The organism is Orlajensenia flava (genome assembly GCF_004801905.1).
GTDB lineage: Bacteria > Actinomycetota > Actinomycetes > Actinomycetales > Microbacteriaceae > Orlajensenia > Orlajensenia flava.
In genome coordinates, this window is record NZ_SSSN01000002.1 from 55,928 (window position 1) to 73,332 (window position 17,405).

General features: G+C 69.2%; 18 protein-coding genes and 1 tRNA gene. 8 read left to right on the plus strand and 11 right to left on the minus strand.

Translation table 11 applies throughout. The annotated features are described in order from the left end of the window. Positions 1 to 4: 4 nt before the first annotated feature. Together E6C70_RS00640 and E6C70_RS00645 are read right to left on the minus strand one after the other, a co-directional pair. Positions 5 to 442, minus strand: coding sequence for an FmdB family zinc ribbon protein (locus E6C70_RS00640; protein WP_136421276.1), 438 nt, complete (start codon positions 440 to 442; stop codon positions 5 to 7). Positions 443 to 476: 34 nt separating this feature from the next. Beyond that, a complete protein-coding gene (locus E6C70_RS00645; protein WP_136421277.1) occupies positions 477 to 1,058 on the minus strand; it encodes a 5-formyltetrahydrofolate cyclo-ligase in 582 nt (193 codons plus the stop codon). Positions 1,059 to 1,133: 75 nt separating this feature from the next. On the opposite strand from E6C70_RS00645, the gene galU reads away from it, so the two are divergent. The 5 genes from galU to E6C70_RS00670 all read left to right on the plus strand — a co-directional run bounded on the left by galU (position 1,134) and on the right by E6C70_RS00670 (position 7,172). Further along, positions 1,134 to 2,024, plus strand: a complete 891-nt coding sequence (gene galU, locus E6C70_RS00650) for a UTP--glucose-1-phosphate uridylyltransferase GalU (protein WP_136421279.1) — start codon at positions 1,134 to 1,136, stop codon at positions 2,022 to 2,024. Between the two features lie 9 nt (positions 2,025 to 2,033). Then, positions 2,034 to 2,690 (plus strand): GNAT family N-acetyltransferase, encoded by a 657-nt coding sequence (locus E6C70_RS00655; RefSeq protein WP_136421281.1) that lies wholly within the window; start codon positions 2,034 to 2,036, stop codon positions 2,688 to 2,690. A 107-nt stretch (positions 2,691 to 2,797) separates the two neighbouring features. Further along, positions 2,798 to 3,721: a hypothetical protein gene (locus E6C70_RS00660; protein WP_136421283.1), complete on the plus strand. Its 924-nt coding sequence runs from the start codon at positions 2,798 to 2,800 to the stop codon at positions 3,719 to 3,721. A gap of 53 nt (positions 3,722 to 3,774) precedes the next feature. Then, positions 3,775 to 3,847 (plus strand) — tRNA-Ala (locus E6C70_RS00665). 49 nt (positions 3,848 to 3,896) lie between these two features. After that, on the plus strand, positions 3,897 to 7,172 hold the full coding sequence (locus tag E6C70_RS00670) for a DEAD/DEAH box helicase (protein WP_136421284.1): 3,276 nt from the start codon (positions 3,897 to 3,899) through the stop codon (positions 7,170 to 7,172). A 3-nt stretch (positions 7,173 to 7,175) separates the two neighbouring features. Here E6C70_RS00670 and E6C70_RS00675 read toward each other — a convergent pair whose 3' ends face one another. The 9 genes from E6C70_RS00675 to E6C70_RS00715 form a co-directional block, all read right to left on the minus strand. Beyond that, on the minus strand, positions 7,176 to 7,682 hold the full coding sequence (locus E6C70_RS00675) for a DUF427 domain-containing protein (RefSeq protein WP_136421286.1): 507 nt from the start codon (positions 7,680 to 7,682) through the stop codon (positions 7,176 to 7,178). After that, complete coding sequence (locus E6C70_RS00680) at positions 7,679 to 8,545, minus strand: alanyl-tRNA editing protein (RefSeq protein WP_136421287.1); 867 nt, start codon at positions 8,543 to 8,545, stop codon at positions 7,679 to 7,681. Before E6C70_RS00680 ends, E6C70_RS00675 begins: the two co-directional genes overlap by 4 nt. Before the next feature lie 55 nt (positions 8,546 to 8,600). Next, positions 8,601 to 8,993 carry a VOC family protein gene (locus E6C70_RS00685; protein ID WP_136421289.1) on the minus strand — a complete coding sequence of 131 codons (393 nt, stop codon included), beginning with the start codon at positions 8,991 to 8,993 and terminating at the stop codon, positions 8,601 to 8,603. Positions 8,994 to 9,042: 49 nt separating this feature from the next. After that, entirely contained in the window at positions 9,043 to 10,395 is a 1,353-nt protein-coding gene (locus E6C70_RS00690) for a threonine/serine exporter family protein (RefSeq protein ID WP_136421291.1), read from the minus strand. A gap of 35 nt (positions 10,396 to 10,430) precedes the next feature. Then, positions 10,431 to 11,630 (minus strand): cation:proton antiporter, encoded by a 1,200-nt coding sequence (locus tag E6C70_RS00695; protein WP_136421293.1) that lies wholly within the window; start codon positions 11,628 to 11,630, stop codon positions 10,431 to 10,433. A gap of 13 nt (positions 11,631 to 11,643) precedes the next feature. Next, positions 11,644 to 12,138: a cation:proton antiporter regulatory subunit gene (locus E6C70_RS00700; RefSeq protein WP_136421294.1), complete on the minus strand. Its 495-nt coding sequence runs from the start codon at positions 12,136 to 12,138 to the stop codon at positions 11,644 to 11,646. Between the two features lie 56 nt (positions 12,139 to 12,194). After that, positions 12,195 to 13,349 (minus strand): acyl-CoA dehydrogenase family protein, encoded by a 1,155-nt coding sequence (locus E6C70_RS00705; protein ID WP_136421296.1) that lies wholly within the window; start codon positions 13,347 to 13,349, stop codon positions 12,195 to 12,197. Positions 13,350 to 13,358: 9 nt separating this feature from the next. Continuing rightward, complete coding sequence (locus E6C70_RS00710; protein ID WP_168770827.1) at positions 13,359 to 14,234, minus strand: DUF4349 domain-containing protein; 876 nt, start codon at positions 14,232 to 14,234, stop codon at positions 13,359 to 13,361. 79 nt (positions 14,235 to 14,313) lie between these two features. After that, entirely contained in the window at positions 14,314 to 14,895 is a 582-nt protein-coding gene (locus E6C70_RS00715) for a TetR/AcrR family transcriptional regulator (protein ID WP_136421300.1), read from the minus strand. 94 nt (positions 14,896 to 14,989) lie between these two features. On the opposite strand from E6C70_RS00715, the gene E6C70_RS00720 reads away from it, so the two are divergent. The 3 genes from E6C70_RS00720 to E6C70_RS00730 all read left to right on the plus strand — a co-directional run bounded on the left by E6C70_RS00720 (position 14,990) and on the right by E6C70_RS00730 (position 17,397). Next, positions 14,990 to 16,141: an ABC transporter permease gene (locus tag E6C70_RS00720; protein WP_136421302.1), complete on the plus strand. Its 1,152-nt coding sequence runs from the start codon at positions 14,990 to 14,992 to the stop codon at positions 16,139 to 16,141. A 10-nt stretch (positions 16,142 to 16,151) separates the two neighbouring features. Next, positions 16,152 to 17,135, plus strand: a complete 984-nt coding sequence (locus tag E6C70_RS00725) for an aldo/keto reductase (RefSeq protein ID WP_136421304.1) — start codon at positions 16,152 to 16,154, stop codon at positions 17,133 to 17,135. A gap of 67 nt (positions 17,136 to 17,202) precedes the next feature. Further along, complete coding sequence (locus E6C70_RS00730; protein WP_136421305.1) at positions 17,203 to 17,397, plus strand: hypothetical protein; 195 nt, start codon at positions 17,203 to 17,205, stop codon at positions 17,395 to 17,397. The last annotated feature ends 8 nt before the right edge of the window (positions 17,398 to 17,405 follow it).

The window sequence follows — 17,405 nt, forward strand, 5'->3', positions numbered from 1 at the left end:
GACGTTATGAGGAAGCGGACCCGGATGTCGACCCGGACGACCGAGAACCCGATGAACCCGACCCGCCGGAGGACGAACCACCCGATGAACCCGAGCCGCCGGAGGACGATCCGCCCGACGACCCCGACCCGCCCGAGGACGACCCGCCCGAGGAAGAGGTTCCCCCCGAACCCGATCCGCCCGACCCCTTCGAGTCACTGGACCCACCGGATCCACCGGCCGGCGAGCCCGTGACACTTCCAGCCGACGGTCCTCCGCCCGAAGCCGCCCGCGAGTCGGTGCGGTAGAAGCCGGAGCCGTTGAACGTGACGCCGATGCTGTTGAACACCTTGCGCAGCCGACCGCCGCACACCTCGCAGATCGTCAGCGAGTCGTCGGAGAAGGACTGCTGGATGTCGAAAGCGTTGTCGCACTCGGTGCAGCGGTAGGCATAGGTAGGCACGGAATCTCCGGGTGGTGCGTGAAGGGGAAGGTCCTCAGAAGGAGAGGATCCTCGTGGGGGTGATGGCTCCGCTGACGGGCTCGTCGTGCCGTTCGCGCGGCACCTCGTCGAGCACCTCCGAGTCGAAGACGACGGCGTACACCGGAGGACATCTTTCCATCGACCCCAGGGTCTTGTCGAAATAGCCGCGACCCCAGCCCATCCGGACGCCGTGGGAGTCAACGGCGGATGCCGGTACGACGATGAGGTCGACGTCGTTGACGGCGATCGGCCCGAGAAGCTCGCCGACGGCCTCCGGGAGTCCGTAGATGCCCTCGGTCTCGACGTTCTCCTCTCCGACCGTCCAGTCCAGCAGTCCGTCCTCACGCGAAACCGGGAAGAGCACGCGGATGCCCTGCGCCTCGGCCCAGTTGATGAACGGGCGGGTGTTCGGCTCGAACGGTGTCGAGAGGTAGCAGGCGACCGATCGTGCGGAGAGGTCGACCGTGATCGACTCGAGATTCTCGGTGAGACCGGCGGTGGCGGCGTCGCGCTCGTTCGACGACATGTTCTGGCGGCGTTCGCGGATCTCGGCGCGCAGCGCGCGCTTGCGCTGGGCGGCCGGCTCGGATGGCATGGGGTCAGTCTAGGCTGCGCGCATCCGCCATCCTCCGGACGCCCCGGCGTAACACGACTCGACTAGCCTGATGGCATGACCCGTGCGACCAAGTCCGTGATTCCCGCCGCCGGCCTCGGAACCCGCTTCCTGCCCGCCACCAAGGCCATGCCCAAGGAGATGCTGCCCGTCGTCGACAAGCCGGCCATCCAATACGTCGTGGAGGAGTCGGTGAACGCCGGTCTCGAGGACGTGCTGATGATCATCGGCCGCAACAAGAACGCCCTGGCCAACCACTTCGACCAGGTGCCGGAGCTCGAGCGCAACCTCGAGAAGAAGGGCGACCTCGATCGACTGGAGCGCACCAAGTTCCCGAGCGACCTCGCCGACATCCACTTCCTCCGTCAAGGCGACCCCAAGGGCCTCGGGCACGCCGTCCTCCGCTCACGCAAGCACGTGGGAGACGAGCCGTTCGCCGTCCTGCTCGGTGACGACATCATCGATCCCAAGGAGTCGCTGCTCGTGCAGATGCTCGACGAGCAGGAGAAGCGCGACGCGACGATCATCGCGCTCATGGAGGTCGACCCCGCGCAGATCAACATGTACGGAGCGGCAGCGGTGGAGCAGACCGACGACCCCGACGTGGTCCGCGTCACCGGCCTGGTCGAGAAGCCCGACCCGGCCGATGCTCCCTCGAACCTGGCCATCATCGGCCGCTACGTGCTCAAGCCCGAGGTCTACGACATCCTCGAGCGCACCGAGCCGGGCAAGGGTGGCGAGATCCAGCTGACGGATGCCCTGCAGGAGCTCGCTGCCGACGTGGAGCACGGGGGAGGCGTCTACGGCGTGGTGTTCCGCGGCCGCCGTTTCGACACCGGCGACCGGCTCGACTACATCAAGGCCATCGTGCAACTGGCGGTCGAGCGCGACGACCTCGGCCCCGACCTCCGCCCCTGGCTGCAGGAGTTCGCCGCAACGCTCCAGTAGCCTGAACCTGTGTCGGTTCCCACACTGCGCGAAGGCGCCGTGACCCTTCGTCCCATCCGCCTGCGCGATGCCCGAGTCGTCGAACGCGAGCTGATGGAGAACCGGCGTTGGCTGCGGCAGTGGGAGGCGACGAGCCCGCACGCTCCCGTCAACTTCGATATGCGGGCCAGCATCCGCAACCTGCTCTCGCACGCTCGCGCGGGCACGGGTCTGCCCTTCGTCATGGAGTACGACGGGCAGGTCGCCGGCCAGCTCAACGTGTCGAGCATCACCGGTGGGTCGCTCGCGTCCGCATCGATCGGCTACTGGGTGTCCGAACGCTTCGCCGGCCGCGGGCTGACGCCGATCTCGGTGGCCCTCGCCACGGACTACTGCTTCTACCGGCTCGGGTTGCACCGCATGGAGATCTGCATCCGCCCCGAGAACGGCCCGTCCCTTCGGGTGGTGGAGAAGCTCGGGTTCCGCTACGAGGGCCTGCGCCGTCGGTTCATCCACATCAACGGCGACTGGCGAGACCACTTCTGCTTCGCCCTCGTGGCCGAGGAGTTGAGGCAGGGCGTGCTGCGTCGCTACCTCGACGGGGCCGTGCCCGCGGATGCCGCAGAGGTCTCACCGGGCGACCGCGAGGCGGCGGCGCATCCGCTTCCGTCGGTGGACCGGCTCTGAGTCACGCCCGACCGTCCGGTCTTCTTCTGGGCGAACCCTCAGGTTCTGCTTGAGACACGCCTGCCGCCGCGACTGCCCCTGGCGCTGCTCGCCCCTACCGTTGGACCATGGGCGACACGATGGGCGGCGGAGTGATGGTGGCCATCGCGGCCGCACTCTGGATCGCCTACCTGCTCCCCAGCTGGCTCAATCGCCGGCAGTACATCGCGACAGAGCGCAACGCCGTGCGGTTGCAGCAGACCCTGCGCGTGCTCGCCGAGACCGCTGAGACGCCCCAGAGCGTTCACCTCGAGGCCACGGCCCGGGCGGTGGCGAGCCAGGAGCGCCTGCTGCGCGAACACGAGGCGACCGAGAGGGCGCGACGGAGGGCGGCGGAGCAGACGGCCATCGCCGAGCGGCGCACGGCGGAACAGCTGGCCCGCGTCGCCACCCGTGCCGCCACCAACGCCGGGCGTGCCCGTAGCCGTTCGCTGAGGCGAGCCCGCGGCGTCGCCTCCCTCGTGATGCTGATCTCGTTGCTGGTCGCGATCGGAGGAACCGTCTCCGCGGTGCTGGGGTCGGGCTGGATGCTCGCGGCCGGTGGGTTCATCGGCTTCCTTGCCGGACTGGCGGGGGTCGTCGCCCTCGCTCGCGCCGCGACCCCGGTGCGACCGGCCGTGCGCGCATCCGTCCTCACCGAAGCCCCGACGCAGACGTGGGCTCCGGTGGAGCTGGGCGAGCCCGAGCCGGTGGCCACGTGGACACCTCAGCCGCTGCCGCGTCCGCTGGCGTCGTCGCGGGGAACCGCAGCAGCGGTCGCCATGGACTCCGTGGAGGCCGCCGAGAAACTCCGGCGCGCTGCCGTGCTCGCCGCCATCTCGGAGCGCGCAGCGCAACTCAACGAGGCCGTTCCGCTTCGGCGCCCGTCGCGGGCCGAGCCGGTCGAACAGCCCGCCGCCGACTCCCGATTCGCGCGGATGGGCATTGTCGACGAGGCCGAGACGGCCTTCTCCGATCTCGATTCCGTGCTGCGTCGGCGCCGCGCCGGCTGAGCCGACGCCCGTCCTGCGCATCGCTCTTCGGGTGGTAACGTAGACAACCGCAAGGGCCTATGGCGCAGTTGGTAGCGCGTCTCGTTCGCAATGAGAAGGTCGGGAGTTCGAATCTCCCTAGGTCCACCTTGAGGCCGCGTCGGCGGGTGTCGTCGGGTCGTGGGAGCATGTAGCGATGTCCGATTCGCGATTCCCCGGGGTGCCCACCTTGGCCATCGCCCGATTCGTCGGACCGCTCGCGTTCAGCCGCGGCGAGGCCTACGCGCGCGACGGCCGCGTCAGCGACATCGACTGGGTGGCATCCGAGCCGCGCCTGAGCGGTGTCGTCCAGGGCAGCGAAGCCCTCGGCTACCGCTGCACCGTCGTGTTCGAGCGCCGCGGCGAGTTGCAGGTCATCGGCAGCTCGTGCACGTGCCCCATCGGCTATGCGTGCAAGCACGCCGCGGCCGTCATGTGCGCCGCGAACGATGATCTCGAGCGGGAGGACGTCGCGCCCGCCGACCCGGGTACGGGCTGGCGCGAGGGTCTCGCCGCCCTCCTCGACCCCGCTACGCCCGACGCGCGCGCGCCGCAACCGATCGCGCTCCAGTTCAGCCTGCGTGAGCGAGCCCCGCGCTCCCGCAGCCGCTGGCAGGCCGCGCGCGACGAGGAGGCGACCACTGCGGCATCCGTCGACCGGCTCGGGATGAGGCCTGTCACCGTCGGCGCGCGCGGAGGATGGATCAAGGGGACCCTCACGTGGGAGAACGTCGGTTACCTCGGTCGAGCCGGCGGCTTCGATCCGGCGGTCGCGCGGTGGTTCCGGGAGCTGGCCGTCATCCGTCGGGCCCGATCGCTGGACTACGGGGGAGGCTCGACCGACTGGCTGAGCCTCGACGACTTCGACAGCGAACTACTGTGGCCGCTGCTGGAAGGGGGACTTCGGCTGGGAGTGCCACTGGTCGGAACGAATTCCACGACGAGCGTCACGGTCGGCCGATCCGCCGCGGTGGGCCTGGACGCCCGGCGCTCCGAGGACGGATCGCTCACGCTCACCCCGACGGTCATGATCGACGACCGCACGGTGGACCCGTCATCGGTGCGGGCGATCGGTAGCCACGGGGTGTACGCCTTCGACATCCGCGAAGGCGCCATCACGCTCGCCCCCTCACCCCGCACGCTCGACGCACCGGTGCTGGCACTCCTCCGTTCGCCCGAGAGCGTGCTGATCCCGGCGGAGGACGCCGACGAGTTCCTCGGCGAGCACTACCGGCGCCTCGAACGCGCGGTGAGCGTGACGAGCTCCGATGAGAGCTTCGTGCCGCCACCGCGCGTCCCTGCCACGCTCGTGCTGACGGCGCGGTTCGAACCCGCTCACGTGCTCGCCCTGACGTGGGGCTGGGAGCACTCCGACGGCCGCACGAGCCCGCTCGCCGCCCCCGACTCCGAGTTCGACGACCCGCAGCAGGAGCACGCGCCCGAACGCGCAGCCGTCGCTCTCCTCGAGCAGCTGGACGGCGGCAGCCCCGCCCTCGCAACGGATGTCGCGGGCGGGCTCCGCGCATCCGTCACCCTCAGAGGCGTGGAGGCAGCCGAGTTCACGGATCGTGCCCTGTTCCCGTTGTCGAACCTGGATCGCGTCCGAGTCGACGTGGAGGGTCACCGCCCCGACTACCGCGAGCTGCGCGAACCGCCCGTCCTCCGGGTGAGCACCGTGGAGAGCGAGCGCACCGACTGGTTCGACCTCGGCGTGATGCTGACCGTCGAGGGCAGGAAGGTGCCGTTCGGTCCGCTGTTCACGGCTCTCGCGAGGGGGAGGAAGAAGCTGCTGCTCGTCGACAACACCTACCTCTCCCTCGATCAGCCGGTGTTCGAGCCGCTGCGCGCACTCATCGAGGAGGCGGGCACCCTCGACGAGTGGGAGACCGGCGTCAGCATCAGTCGCTACCAGACCAGCCTCTGGAGCGAGTTCGAGGATCTGGCCGACGAAAGCGAACCGGCCGTCGAGTGGCGCGAGACCGTCGCTGGCCTGAAGACGACGGATGCGCCGCCGCCGATCGACCCGCCGCCCGGTCTCGCCCTCGAGTTGCGCCCCTATCAACTGGAGGGCTTCCGTTGGCTGGCCTTCCTCCACGCGCACCGTCTCGGCGGCATCCTCGCCGACGACATGGGCCTCGGTAAGACCGCGCAGACGCTCGCGCTCATCGCGCACGCACGCCAGCAGGGCGACGCACCGCCCTTCCTCGTGGTCGCGCCCACGTCGGTGGTGTCGAACTGGGCGATCGAGGCGGCCCGCTTCGTACCGGGCCTGCGTGTGGCGACGGTCTCGGCGACGGAAGGGGCCAGCGGGCAGCGGCTCGCAGCCATCGCTGCCGACGTCGACATCGTGCTGACCACCTACGCCATCCTGCGCATCGACAGCGACCGGTTCTCCGCTCTCGAGTGGGGCGGCCTGGTGCTCGACGAGGCCCAGTTCGTCAAGAACGCGGCGTCGAAGGCGCATCGAGCCGCCCGCGACATCCGGGCCCCGTTCCGCCTCGCGGTCACCGGGACGCCCATGGAGAACAACCTGCTCGAGCTCTGGGCGCTGTTCCAGATCGTCGCTCCGGGGTTGTTCCCCTCGCGACGGGCGTTTTCGGAGAAGTTCCAGCGCCCGATCGAGACCGATCGCAACACCGAGCGGCTGGCGCGGCTGCGTCGCCGCATCCGTCCCCTCATGCTGCGGCGCTCGAAGGAGCAGGTCGCGCCCGAGTTGCCGCCCAAGCAGGAGCAGGTCGTGACGGTGCCGCTCGATCCGAGGCACCGTCGCCTCTACGACACCTTCCTGCAACGCGAACGTCAGAAGCTGCTGGGGCTCATCGACGACCTCGATCGCAACCGCTTCATCGTCTTCCGCTCGCTGACCCTGCTGCGGATGCTCAGCCTGGACGCCGCCCTCATCGACGACGAGGCCTACGCCGGAATACCGTCGGCCAAGCTGGATGCGTTGTTCGAGCACCTCGACGACGTTCTCGCCGAAGGGCACCGCACCCTCGTGTTCAGCCAGTTCACGTCGTTCCTGAAACGTGCGGCCGACCGTCTGGACGCCGCGGGCATTCCCTACGCCTACCTCGACGGATCGACCCGCCGCCGCCCGGAGGTCATCCGCCGATTCCGGGAGGGTGACGCGCCCGTGTTCCTCATCAGCCTCAAGGCGGGTGGCTTCGGCCTCAACCTCACCGAGGCGGACTATGTGTTCCTGCTCGATCCGTGGTGGAATCCGGCGAGCGAGGCTCAGGCCGTCGATCGGGCCCATCGCATCGGCCAGGATCGCACCGTCATGGTCTATCGACTGGTTGCGGAGGGGACCATCGAGGAGAAGGTCATGGCGCTCAAGGAGCGCAAGGCCGAGCTGACGTCCTCGGTGCTCGACGACGAGGCTCTGTTCAGCGAGGCGCTGACCGCGGATGACATCCGCAGCCTGCTCGAGTGAGGCTCACCAACCGAGCGTGCCCGGGTCGCCCTTGAACGGACCGACGATCGCCGCCGTGATCCAGCCGCCGTAGAAGCCGCCCGGCTGCGGCGTGACGCGCTCGCCATCGATCGTGCAGGCATCCATCGGTCCCGCGTAGACGGCCACGCGATCGACGAGCAACTCGTAGCCGGGGGAGGGATGCGGGTAGTTCCACGCCGCCGCGTCCGCCACGCGACGGGTCGGACCCTCACCGCCGGCGACGCTGAGGTAGCGCGCGGCACCCTTGAACTCGCAGAACGAGGACCCGGCTGCGCGGCTGAGCGCGCCATCGGTGAAGTCCGCGATGGGCAGGTAGTACACCGGCGGATGGCTGGTCTCGAGCACGCGCACGACGTCACGGGTGTCGAGAACGCGCTGACCGCCGAGGTCGATGCTGACGCGGGCGTCGACGCGTTCGATGCGCGGCGGTCGCGGGTAGTCCCAGACCGACTCCTGGCCCGCCCCCGGCTCGATGCGGCGCGGCTTCATCGCGCATCCGTCGTCATGGTGAGCGTCGGCGTGCCGGCGTCGTCGCTCAGGTCGAGCGACACATCGAGAGTGCCGAGTTCCGCGAGTGAGGTGACGTGGGTTCCTCCGCACGCGATGCGGACGGATGCCTCGGGCAGCTCGCAGACCCAGTACCGGCGATCCGTGAGGCCGGGGCCGTCGCGATCGACATGTACCGGAGCTGCGGTCGCCAGCCAGCCCGCGAGGGTGGCCTCGATGGCATCGACGATCGCGGGCAGGTCGTCGGCCAGACCGTCGGTGGAGAAGCCCTTTCGACGCAGCGATTTGTTGAGCCGGAACACGTCGGTCGACCCGTCCTCACGGATGGTCGAGCGCTCGATCGCCGCCGCGTCGAAGTCGGGCTGGCCGAGGCCGTCCTCGCGCACCTCCTTACTCCAGCGGTCGGCCATCGCCCGGTTGAGGGCGAGCGAGGCCAAATGGCAGGCGGTGTGCCCGGTCGACAATGCGCGACGGAGTTCGCCGTCGACCTCCACGGTCACGGACTCGCCGTCGGGGATGGCCGTATCGGTCAGGTGGACGACGACGAAGGCCCATCCGTCGGTCCCGGGACGCTGGGGGATGTCGCTCCCGATGAACAGTGCTGATCCGTCGGTCGCCGACAGGATCGCGTCGCTCACCTCGACGACATCCCCGTTCGCCCGTCGCAGCGCCGCCCGATCGGCGGCCTGGTCGGGCCAGCCGATGTCGACAGGGTGGCAGCTGGTCTCGTCGAGGATGATGGCCCAGCGACCGTCCGAGGTCTGCTCGGAGTGCAGCACGGTGGCGGTGTTGCTGAGATCACCGTCGGAGTAGCTCACGATGGTGTCGGTGGTGGGGAGTGTCATGCTTCCATTCTGCGGGGCGGCGGCGGCCGATCGCCGCCGGCGCCCGTGCAGCGGATCAGTCGTCCGGGCCGGAGAGCACCGAGAGGATGTTGCCGGACGGGTCGGTGAACCACGCGATGTCGGGGCCCCCGCCGCTGCCAGCGGGCGGACGTGCGACCCCGTGCTCGTCCTGTCCGAAGCCCTCGTAGTGGATCATCTCGACACCCTTTCCCTCGAGTTCACCGACGGCGGCGTCGATGTCGTGCACGGGGAAGTTGAGCACCGTGTAGTTGGCAGCCACATGGTCGGGCTTCCCGTACACGAAGATTTTCTTGCCGCCGCCGATGTCGAGGGTGAGGTTGCCCATCTCATCGCCGACCGTGACACCCAGCACATCGGAGTAGAACGTCCGGGCTGCGTCGAGGTCTTTCACGGCGAGCCCACTGAAGATTCCATCTGAACTGATCATGTGCCCAGTCGACCATTCGCCGTCCGGACTGGCAAGGGCTTGCGAGCGATCAGACTTTCTCGCTGCGCCCTCGGCCGAGGCGCACCGGAACGGCGAGCAGCGGAACGACGAATCGCTGCTGAAGCTTGCGCGCCGGGCCGAGGGTCATCTGCACGAGGTACTGGCCGAGGATGGCGCCGGCGGCGAGCGCGGCGGCGATGGCGGCGGCACTCAGCAGCGAGAGCAGCCCGGCGATGTCGGAGTCTGCCACTTGCAGCAGCCCGGTGAAGAGGATGAGGCCGGGCACGAGGGGCACCAGCGCGGCGACGACGGCGACCAGCGGGGGGATGCGGACGATCTGCACGACGATCGCCGCCAGCAGGCCCGCGACCACCGCGGCTGCTGCCGACGCGAACACGATGCCGACGCCCGCTCCCACCGAGAGCGCGTACACCGCCTCGGCGACGGCACCGAGGAGGGCGACGGCCCAGAAGGCGCGCGCGGGGATCTGCGACGCGAGCGCGAAGCCGATGACGATGACGACGGATGCCGCGAGCTGCGTGGGCAGCGTGCTGATCGAGCCCGACGACGCGGGATCGATGTGCAGCACGAGCCCGAAGCGCCCGAGGAGCAGCGTGCTGCCGAGCACCCCGGCCACCAGCCCGGCGGTGATGACGATCGCCTCGACGAGACGGGCGGTGCCGGTCACGTAGAAGCCGGCGAGCGTGTCGTGAACCGCTCCGAACGTCGTGACGCCGGCCAGCAGCATGATGATCGTGGCGACCACCACGAGCGAGGCGTTCACGCCGGGATCGATCAGTCGAACGACCGCCGCCACGATCGGCCCGATCAGGCCGCCGGCGAAGCTCTGGTAGAACACGGGCACCCGGCGCTTGGCCAGCGCACTCGAGACGAGGTCGACGAGCAGGGTGGCCACGAAGGAGGCGATGGCCACGATGAGTCCGCCGCCGAGGAGGAACGCGGCGCCGGCTCCCACCAGGCTCCATCCGGCGCTTCGCAGCCAGCGCGGGTAGATCGGCGGAGCCGTCACGATGGACGCGACCAGCCGCCGGGCCTGCCGCAGGTTCGGCGGGTCGTCGATCATGCGGGTGATGAGGTTGCTCGCGCGGGTGAGTTTGGCATAGTCGAGCACGCGGTACTTCACGTTGCGGCTGCGGCTGACCGTCTCGAACGTCGCCGGGTTCTCCCACGTGAGCGTGATGAGCGAGTAGGTGACGTCGGCGTCGACCCCGCGCAGCCCGTAGGCCCGGGTGACGGCCTGCATGGCCGCCACGGTGTCCTCGGCGCCGGCGCCGTTGGCGAAGAGCACCTGGGAGATGCGGATGGTGATGTCGAGCACCGAGCGGATGTGGTCGACGGCGTCGCTCGGGGACATGCCCGCCGTCGGATTCACCACTGCCATGGATCGAGGGTATCCGTCGGCGGAGGTCGGCTCGTTCAGTTCGCCGCGGCCTGCTTCGCACGTACGGCGGCAGCACGGGAGCGGAGAACGGCCTTGAACCAGGGCGCGTCGGGCACGCGAGCGAGGATGGAGCCGACGATGACGGTGATGAGCACGTAGGCGGTGGCGAGCGGGGCCAGCAGGGGGATGCCGGCCGCCGTCACCGCGAGCCCGGCGATGACGATCGAGAACTCGCCGCGGGGGGTGAGCGCGAAGCCCGCACGCCACCGGCCGGGCACGCCGATGCCGGCGCGTTTGGCGGAGAGGTACCCGGTGAGGACCTTCGTGCCGATCGTGACCACCGCGAGCACGATGGCCGGGACCAGCATGGAGAAGAGCTGGCTCGCGTCGGTGGAGAGGCCGAAGAACACGAAGAAGACGGCGGCGAACAGGTCGCGGAGGGGGGTGAGCAGCTCGCTGGCCTGCTCGGCTACGCGGCCGGAGAGTGCGATGCCGACAAGGAAGGCACCCACGGCGGCCGAGACGTTGACCTGGGCCGCGAGGCCAGCCACCAGCATGGTGAGTCCGAGCACGCCCAGCAGCAGCGGTTCGGGGTGGTCGGGGGAGAAGAACCGGGAGACGAACCCGCCGAACCGCAGGGCGATGAACAGGATGAGCGAGACGACGCCCACCGCTATCGCGACGGTGATCGCCCCCTGCAGCAGGCTCACGCCGACCACCACCGCCGACAGCACGGGGAGGTAGAACGCCATTGCGAGGTCCTCGATGACGAGGATGGCCAGGATGGTCGGGGTCTCCCGGTTGCTGACGCGGCCGAGATCCCGGATCAGCTTGGCGATGACGCCCGACGACGAGACCCAGGTGATGCCGGCCAGGGCGACGGCACCCACGACGCCCCAGCCGAGGATCAGGGCGAACACGGCGCCCGGCACCGCGTTGAGGAGGAAGTCGAGCGCCCCCGCCCACTTCGATTGGCGCAGGTTGGTGAGCAACTCGGTCGCGGTGTACTCCAGGCCCAGCAGCGCCAGCAGCAGGATCACGCCGATCTCGCTGCCGACGGAGAAGAAGTCCGCACTGGCATCCAACGGGATCAGCCCGCCCTCACCGAACACGAGGCCGAGGATGAGGTAGAGCGGGATGGGTGAGAAGCCGAACCGGGCCGCGATGCGCCCGAGGATGCTCATGCCGAGCAGCAGCGCGCCGACTTCGATGAGGATCAGCGTGTTCTCATGCATCGGCGCCGCCGGATCAGTCGGGGCCGTTGGCGATCAGTCGACCCGCCGCGTCCAGTCCCTCGCGAGTGCCGACGGCGACGATGACGTCGCCCGGACGGAGGATCTCAGTGGGGGTCGGTGATGCAATCACCTTCTTGTCACGCGTGATGGCCACGATCGACACGTGCGTGCGGGTGCGCGTCTTGGTGTCGCCGAGAGGGCGGTTGACGAAGGGGGAACCCGGCGGGATCTCGAGCCGGTCGGTGTAGAGGCCCTCGACGTCGTCGCTCAGGCGGGTGAGCCTGCTGATGGAGATCGACGTGCCGAGCAGATCGGCGATGGCCTCAGCCTCGTCCTCGGTGATGGGGATCGAGTCGCGACAGGCGTCGGGGTCGTCGACGTCGAAGATGCCGAGATTGCGCTCGCCGTCGCGGTACGACACGATGCTGAGTCGTCTCCCGCTCTCGGTGACGAGGTCGTTGCGCGTGCCGATGCCCGGCAGGTCGACCTTCTCGATACGAATTCCCACGGAGTAGACCCTACCCCTGCTGCAGAGAGCATCCGTGCGGGCTGGCCGGGCGACGCTCAGGCGATCGGACCCAACCAGGCGTTGGCCACGGTGCTGTGCGCGGACTCGGCATCCGAGGGATGGAAGATGCCCGCCAGCACGTCGCGATAAAGGCGACCGAGCTCACTCCCGGCGAAGTAGCTGCTTCCACCCGAGACGCGGATGGCCTGATCCACGACGTGGCGGGCGTTCTCGGTGGCGCGGATCTTGAGCCCGACGAGCTTCGGGAACCACTGGGCGCCGTGATCCGCCTTCTCGTCGACGTCGCGAGCGAGCGCCACCAGCTGCGGGCCGATACCGTCCTGCGCGATCGCCGCATCCGCGATGCGCCAACGGATGTCGGGGTCCTGGGCGAGGGATCTCCCGTCGTTCTTCATCGACGTGCGGCGATGCGCGGCCTCGACGGCCAGTTCGAGCGCGCGCCGGCCGATACCCGTGTAGACGGCCGCCAGGAGGACCTCGAAGTTGGCGAAGATGGCGAAGATGAGCGGATCGGGGTTCGGCCCCGGCTCCAGTCGGCGGATGATGCGATCGGGGCGGGAGTACGCCCCGCTCAGCACCGTGGTCTGGCTCTGGGACGCCCGCATGCCCAGCGTGTCCCAGTCGTCCTTCCACGACACGTCCGGGTCGTCACGATCGATGAAGCCGTACACGATCCGGGGCGCGTCGTCCGACGTGGTGTCGAGGCCCATCGTGCCGAGGCGAGTCCACGCGGGGGAGAGGGAGGTGAAGATCTTGGTGCCGGTGAACCGGTAGCCGCCGTCGGCCTGCGGTGCGGCATCCGTTCGCGATCCGAACAGCACCAGGTCGTTGCCGCCCTCGCTCACGCCGAAACCGAAGATCTCGCCGGCGCCGGCCTCGCGCAGCAGGAACTCGAGCGAGTCGTCGCCGCGATCCAGGAGGACCTTGGCCACACCTGTCCAGACGAGATGCATGTTGACGGCGAGGGCGGTGGCGGGCGCTGCCGAGCCCAGCCGCACCTGCTCGGCCACCACCCGCTCGAGGCTGAGGCCGAGGCCGCCGAGACGAGTCGGCACGAGAGCGCGGAGGTAGCCGACGGCGACCAGCTCGTCGAGGTCCTCGGTGAAGAAGGCGTTGTCATGGTCGTAGTCGGCAGCCCGTGAGCGGATGCGCTCGAGCAGGGAGTCGTCGAGGAGGGAGGGTGTGCTCACCCCCTCAGGCTACGCCGGGGTGTCCTCCGCACCGGCGCGTCGGGGCCGTCGGGCCCAGCGGATGACGAGGAGCACGATCGCCGCGACGACCCCCGCGGCGAGAAGCCACGGCAGCACCGCTCCGGCTACCACCAGTGCTGCAGCGATGAACGCGCCGAGCGCGGCCCAACCCGCCAGGACGCCTCCCCAGAAGGTGGTCGGTGCGCCCGGCAGCGCGACGGAACCGGTGCCGAACTGGACGGTGAGGGTGGAGTAGTCGACCTGGTCGGCGAGGTAGTCGCGCTGGGTGGTCAGCGAGTCGAGATCGGCCTGGCGCTGGGAGAGGGCGTTCTCGATGTCGATGAGATCGGTCGTGTTCGTGGCCGAGCCCATCAGCTGCTCGAGACGCTTGACCGAGGTGTCCAGGGCGGTAATGCGCGCGTCGACATCCTGCTTCTGCTGGGTGACGTCTGCGGCATCCGTCGAGAAGTTGCTCACCCGCCCGAGCTTGTCGAGGGAGGAGACCACCGCGTCGAACCGATCGGCAGGAATCCGCAGGACCACGGAGGCGCTCGCCGCCTGCTCGTCGGTGGCTGGCGACTCGGACCGCGAGTCGACCCGGCCTGAGGCGGCCACCACCAGCTGTGCGGCCTGACGTGCCGCGCCGATCGGGTCGTCACTGCTCACCGTCATCGATCCGGTCGTCACGACCACCCGCTGCTCCAGGGTGGTCGCGTCGCCCTTTGCCGTTCCGTCCGCGGCCGGGGCAGCCGCGCCGACGTCGCCCTGCTTCGTCTCGACCGCGGGGCCGTGAGAGGAGTTGCTTCCGGAGCCGGAGACGCTGCATCCGGCCAGCAGGATGGCGGCGGCGAGAAGGAGGCTGGAGGCGGTGACGGCGCGCTTCATGGTCCACAATCTAGGGGCCGCACGCGGGCCGCGACGCCGTCGATGCCGGATCGTCACATCACGATCGGGCATCGACCATTCAGTGCGGCAGCACGTTCGCGGCCGCCGCGATGTAGCCCTCACCGTCGAAGGACGCGACGACGGCGCTCTGGATGATGAAGCCCTGGCACAGTCCGACGCAGGCGATCGCCACGGAGTCGACATCCGACGGATCATGGCCGGGGCGCGTCTCGTCGTACCAGCGTTGGATGTACGTGCGGAAGGTCGTGCGGATGCGGGCCACGATCCGGTCGGCGAATCCTCGCAGGTTGTCGTCCACCGCTGCGGTCGCCCACAGCTGGGCGAGCAGACGCGGATCGAACTCCGCGGGCGTGCCGCGCAGGAAGATGGCGACCATGTCGGCGGGGGAGAGCACGCCGGCGCCGGCGATCTCCCGCTCGAAGTCCTCGACGCGGCGGCCGAGCATGCTCGTGACGGTGCGCCCGATCAGATCGGCCTTGTTGGCGAAGTTGCCGTAGATGGCGCCGGCGGAGAGCCCCGACTCCGCGATGATGTCCGCCATCGAGGTCGCCTCGAATCCCTTGATGGCGAATCGGCGCATGGCGGCCTGCACGATCTCGTCTCGTCGAGCGGTGCGGTGCTCTTCGCTGACCTTGGGCATGCTGCCACTGTAACAAAAAAGAATGGGCGTTCTTGATTATTCGCGTCGAGTCTGGCACCATAAAGAACGAACATTCTTTTTCTGAGGAGCAGTCATGTCCGAGTCCGTGGTCGTTCGCCCGCACACGAAGTGGGGTCTGTCGATCGGCGTCGCCGTTGGAGCATCCGTCTTCGTCGCCCTCTTCGTGCTGGCCTTCATCTGGCCGGTTATGACCTCGAGCATCAAGGACTTCCCGATCGCCGTGACCGGAGACGCGAAGCAGGTGACCGCATTCACCGATGCGATCGAGAAGAACGCCGACGGTGCGTTCGACATCCGGTCGGTCGACAGTCGCACGGATGCCGTCCACGCCATCGAGAGCCGCGACGTCTACGGCGCTGTGGTGCTGTCCGACAAGCCGGAGGTGCTCACGGCGAGTGCCGGCGGAACCGTCAACTCGACCGTCATGAACCAGCTCTCCGCGCAGCTTCAGCACCAGGTGTCCGCTGCGACCACGGCGGGCGTGCAGTCGGCCATCGCGAAGACGTCTGCAGCCCAGGCCGCCGGACAGCTGCCCGCGGCCCAGGCGCTGGCCATCATCGAGAAGGCGTCGGCCGTCACTCCGCCGACGGTCGCGACGACGGATGTCGTGCCGCTCGCCTCCACGGATCCGCGCGGAGTGGGTTTCTCCACCATCGCGTTCCCGATGGTGCTCGGGGGGATGATCGGCGGTATCGCCATCTCCATCGTCGTGACCGGGGTGTGGCGTCGCTTCGCCGCCCTCGCCTCGTACGCGGTCGTCGCCGGCCTGGGGCTCACGGCCATCCTCCAGTCGTGGTTCGGCATCCTTCAGGGCGACTTCCTGCTCAACGCCGCAGCCGTCGGCCTCTCGCTGCTCGGCACCGCCAGCGTCATCGTGGGCATCACGGCGCTCATCGGACGCATCGGAATCGCCGTCGGCTCGCTGTTGACCATGCTCGTCGGCAACCCGATCTCCTCCGCGACGCAGCCGATGCAGTTCCTGCCCGGCGCATGGGGCGAGATCGGTCAGTTCTTCGTGCCCGGAGCCACGGCCACCCTGCTGCGCGACCTGTCGTACTTCCCGTTGGCGGACGCCCTGCAGCCGTGGTTGGTGCTGGGCGGATGGGCGGTCGCCGGCATCGTCCTGAGCTTCGTCGGCCACTTCCGCAGCCAGGAGGTCGCCCACGTCGAGGGATCCTACGAGGCGCCTCGCACGACCGGGAGTCTCGCCGCGCTCCCGGCCTAGGCTGGGGCGCATGGATCATCGCACCCTCGGCCGCACCGGTCGCACCGTCTCGGTCATCGGCCTCGGAACCTGGCAACTCGGAGCCGATTGGGGAGAGGTGAGCGTGACGGATGCCCGCGACGGGCTCGCGGCATCCGTCGAGGCGGGCGTGACGTTCTTCGACACGGCAGACGTCTACGGCGACGGCCGTTCGGAGAGCGTCATCGGCGACTTCCTCGCCGACAACCCGGGCACCGGCGTCACGGTGGCCACCAAGATGGGGCGGCGCGTCGAGCAACTGTCCGAGAACTACGTGCTCGACAACTTCCGCGAATGGACGGATCGGTCGCGGCGCAACCTCGGCACGGAGACCCTCGATCTCGTGCAGCTGCACTGCCCGCCTGCCGCCGTGATCGCGAGCGGTGAAGTGTACGACGCCCTCGACACGCTCGTGGCGGACGGCGTGATCGCCGCATACGGCGTGAGTGTCGAGACGTGCGGAGAGGCTCTCGACGCCATCTCGCGGCCCGGCCTGTCGACCGTGCAGATCATCCTCAACGCCTTCCGCCTCAAGCCGCTCCACGAGGTGCTTCCGGCCGCCGAGGCCGCTGGCGTGGGCATCATCGCGCGGGTACCGCTGGCGTCCGGACTGCTGAGCGGCAAATACACCGCCGAGACGACCTTCGCCGAGAACGACCATCGCACCTTCAACCGCGACGGTGCTGCTTTCGACGTGGGCGAGACGTTCTCCGGGGTGGACTGGGAGACCGGGCTCCGCGCGGCGCAGGAGTTCGCCGCGCTCGTGCCCGACGGGGTGCCGACCGCCGAGGCCGCGCTCGCGTGGGTCGCCCAGCGCCCGGGTGTCTCCGTCGTGATTCCCGGCGCTCGGTCACCGCAACAGGCGCGAGCGAACGCCGCGGCCGGTTCACGGGCCCCGCTGGGCGACACCTTCGACGCGGGTGTGACCGACCTCTACGACCGGGAACTGCGGGAGAGCATCCACCCCCGCTGGTGAGCGCGCGACGAGCGCCCTCTCGATCGCGGTCCTCGCACCCGGGCGACACGTGTGATTAGGTCGAATCATGACTGATAAAGAGCGCAGTGACGCGGGTCTGACGCGGTTCATCATCGGGGGCCTCATCGCCGGTCTGCTGATCGGCGCGGTAGTGGGATTGTTGGTCCCGTCCATCGGGGTCGGTTTCGGACTCAGCATCGGCATGGCTGTCGGCATTGTCGCAGGCGCCATCGCCTGGTACGCCCGCCGCTCGCGAAGCTGACGCGGCTA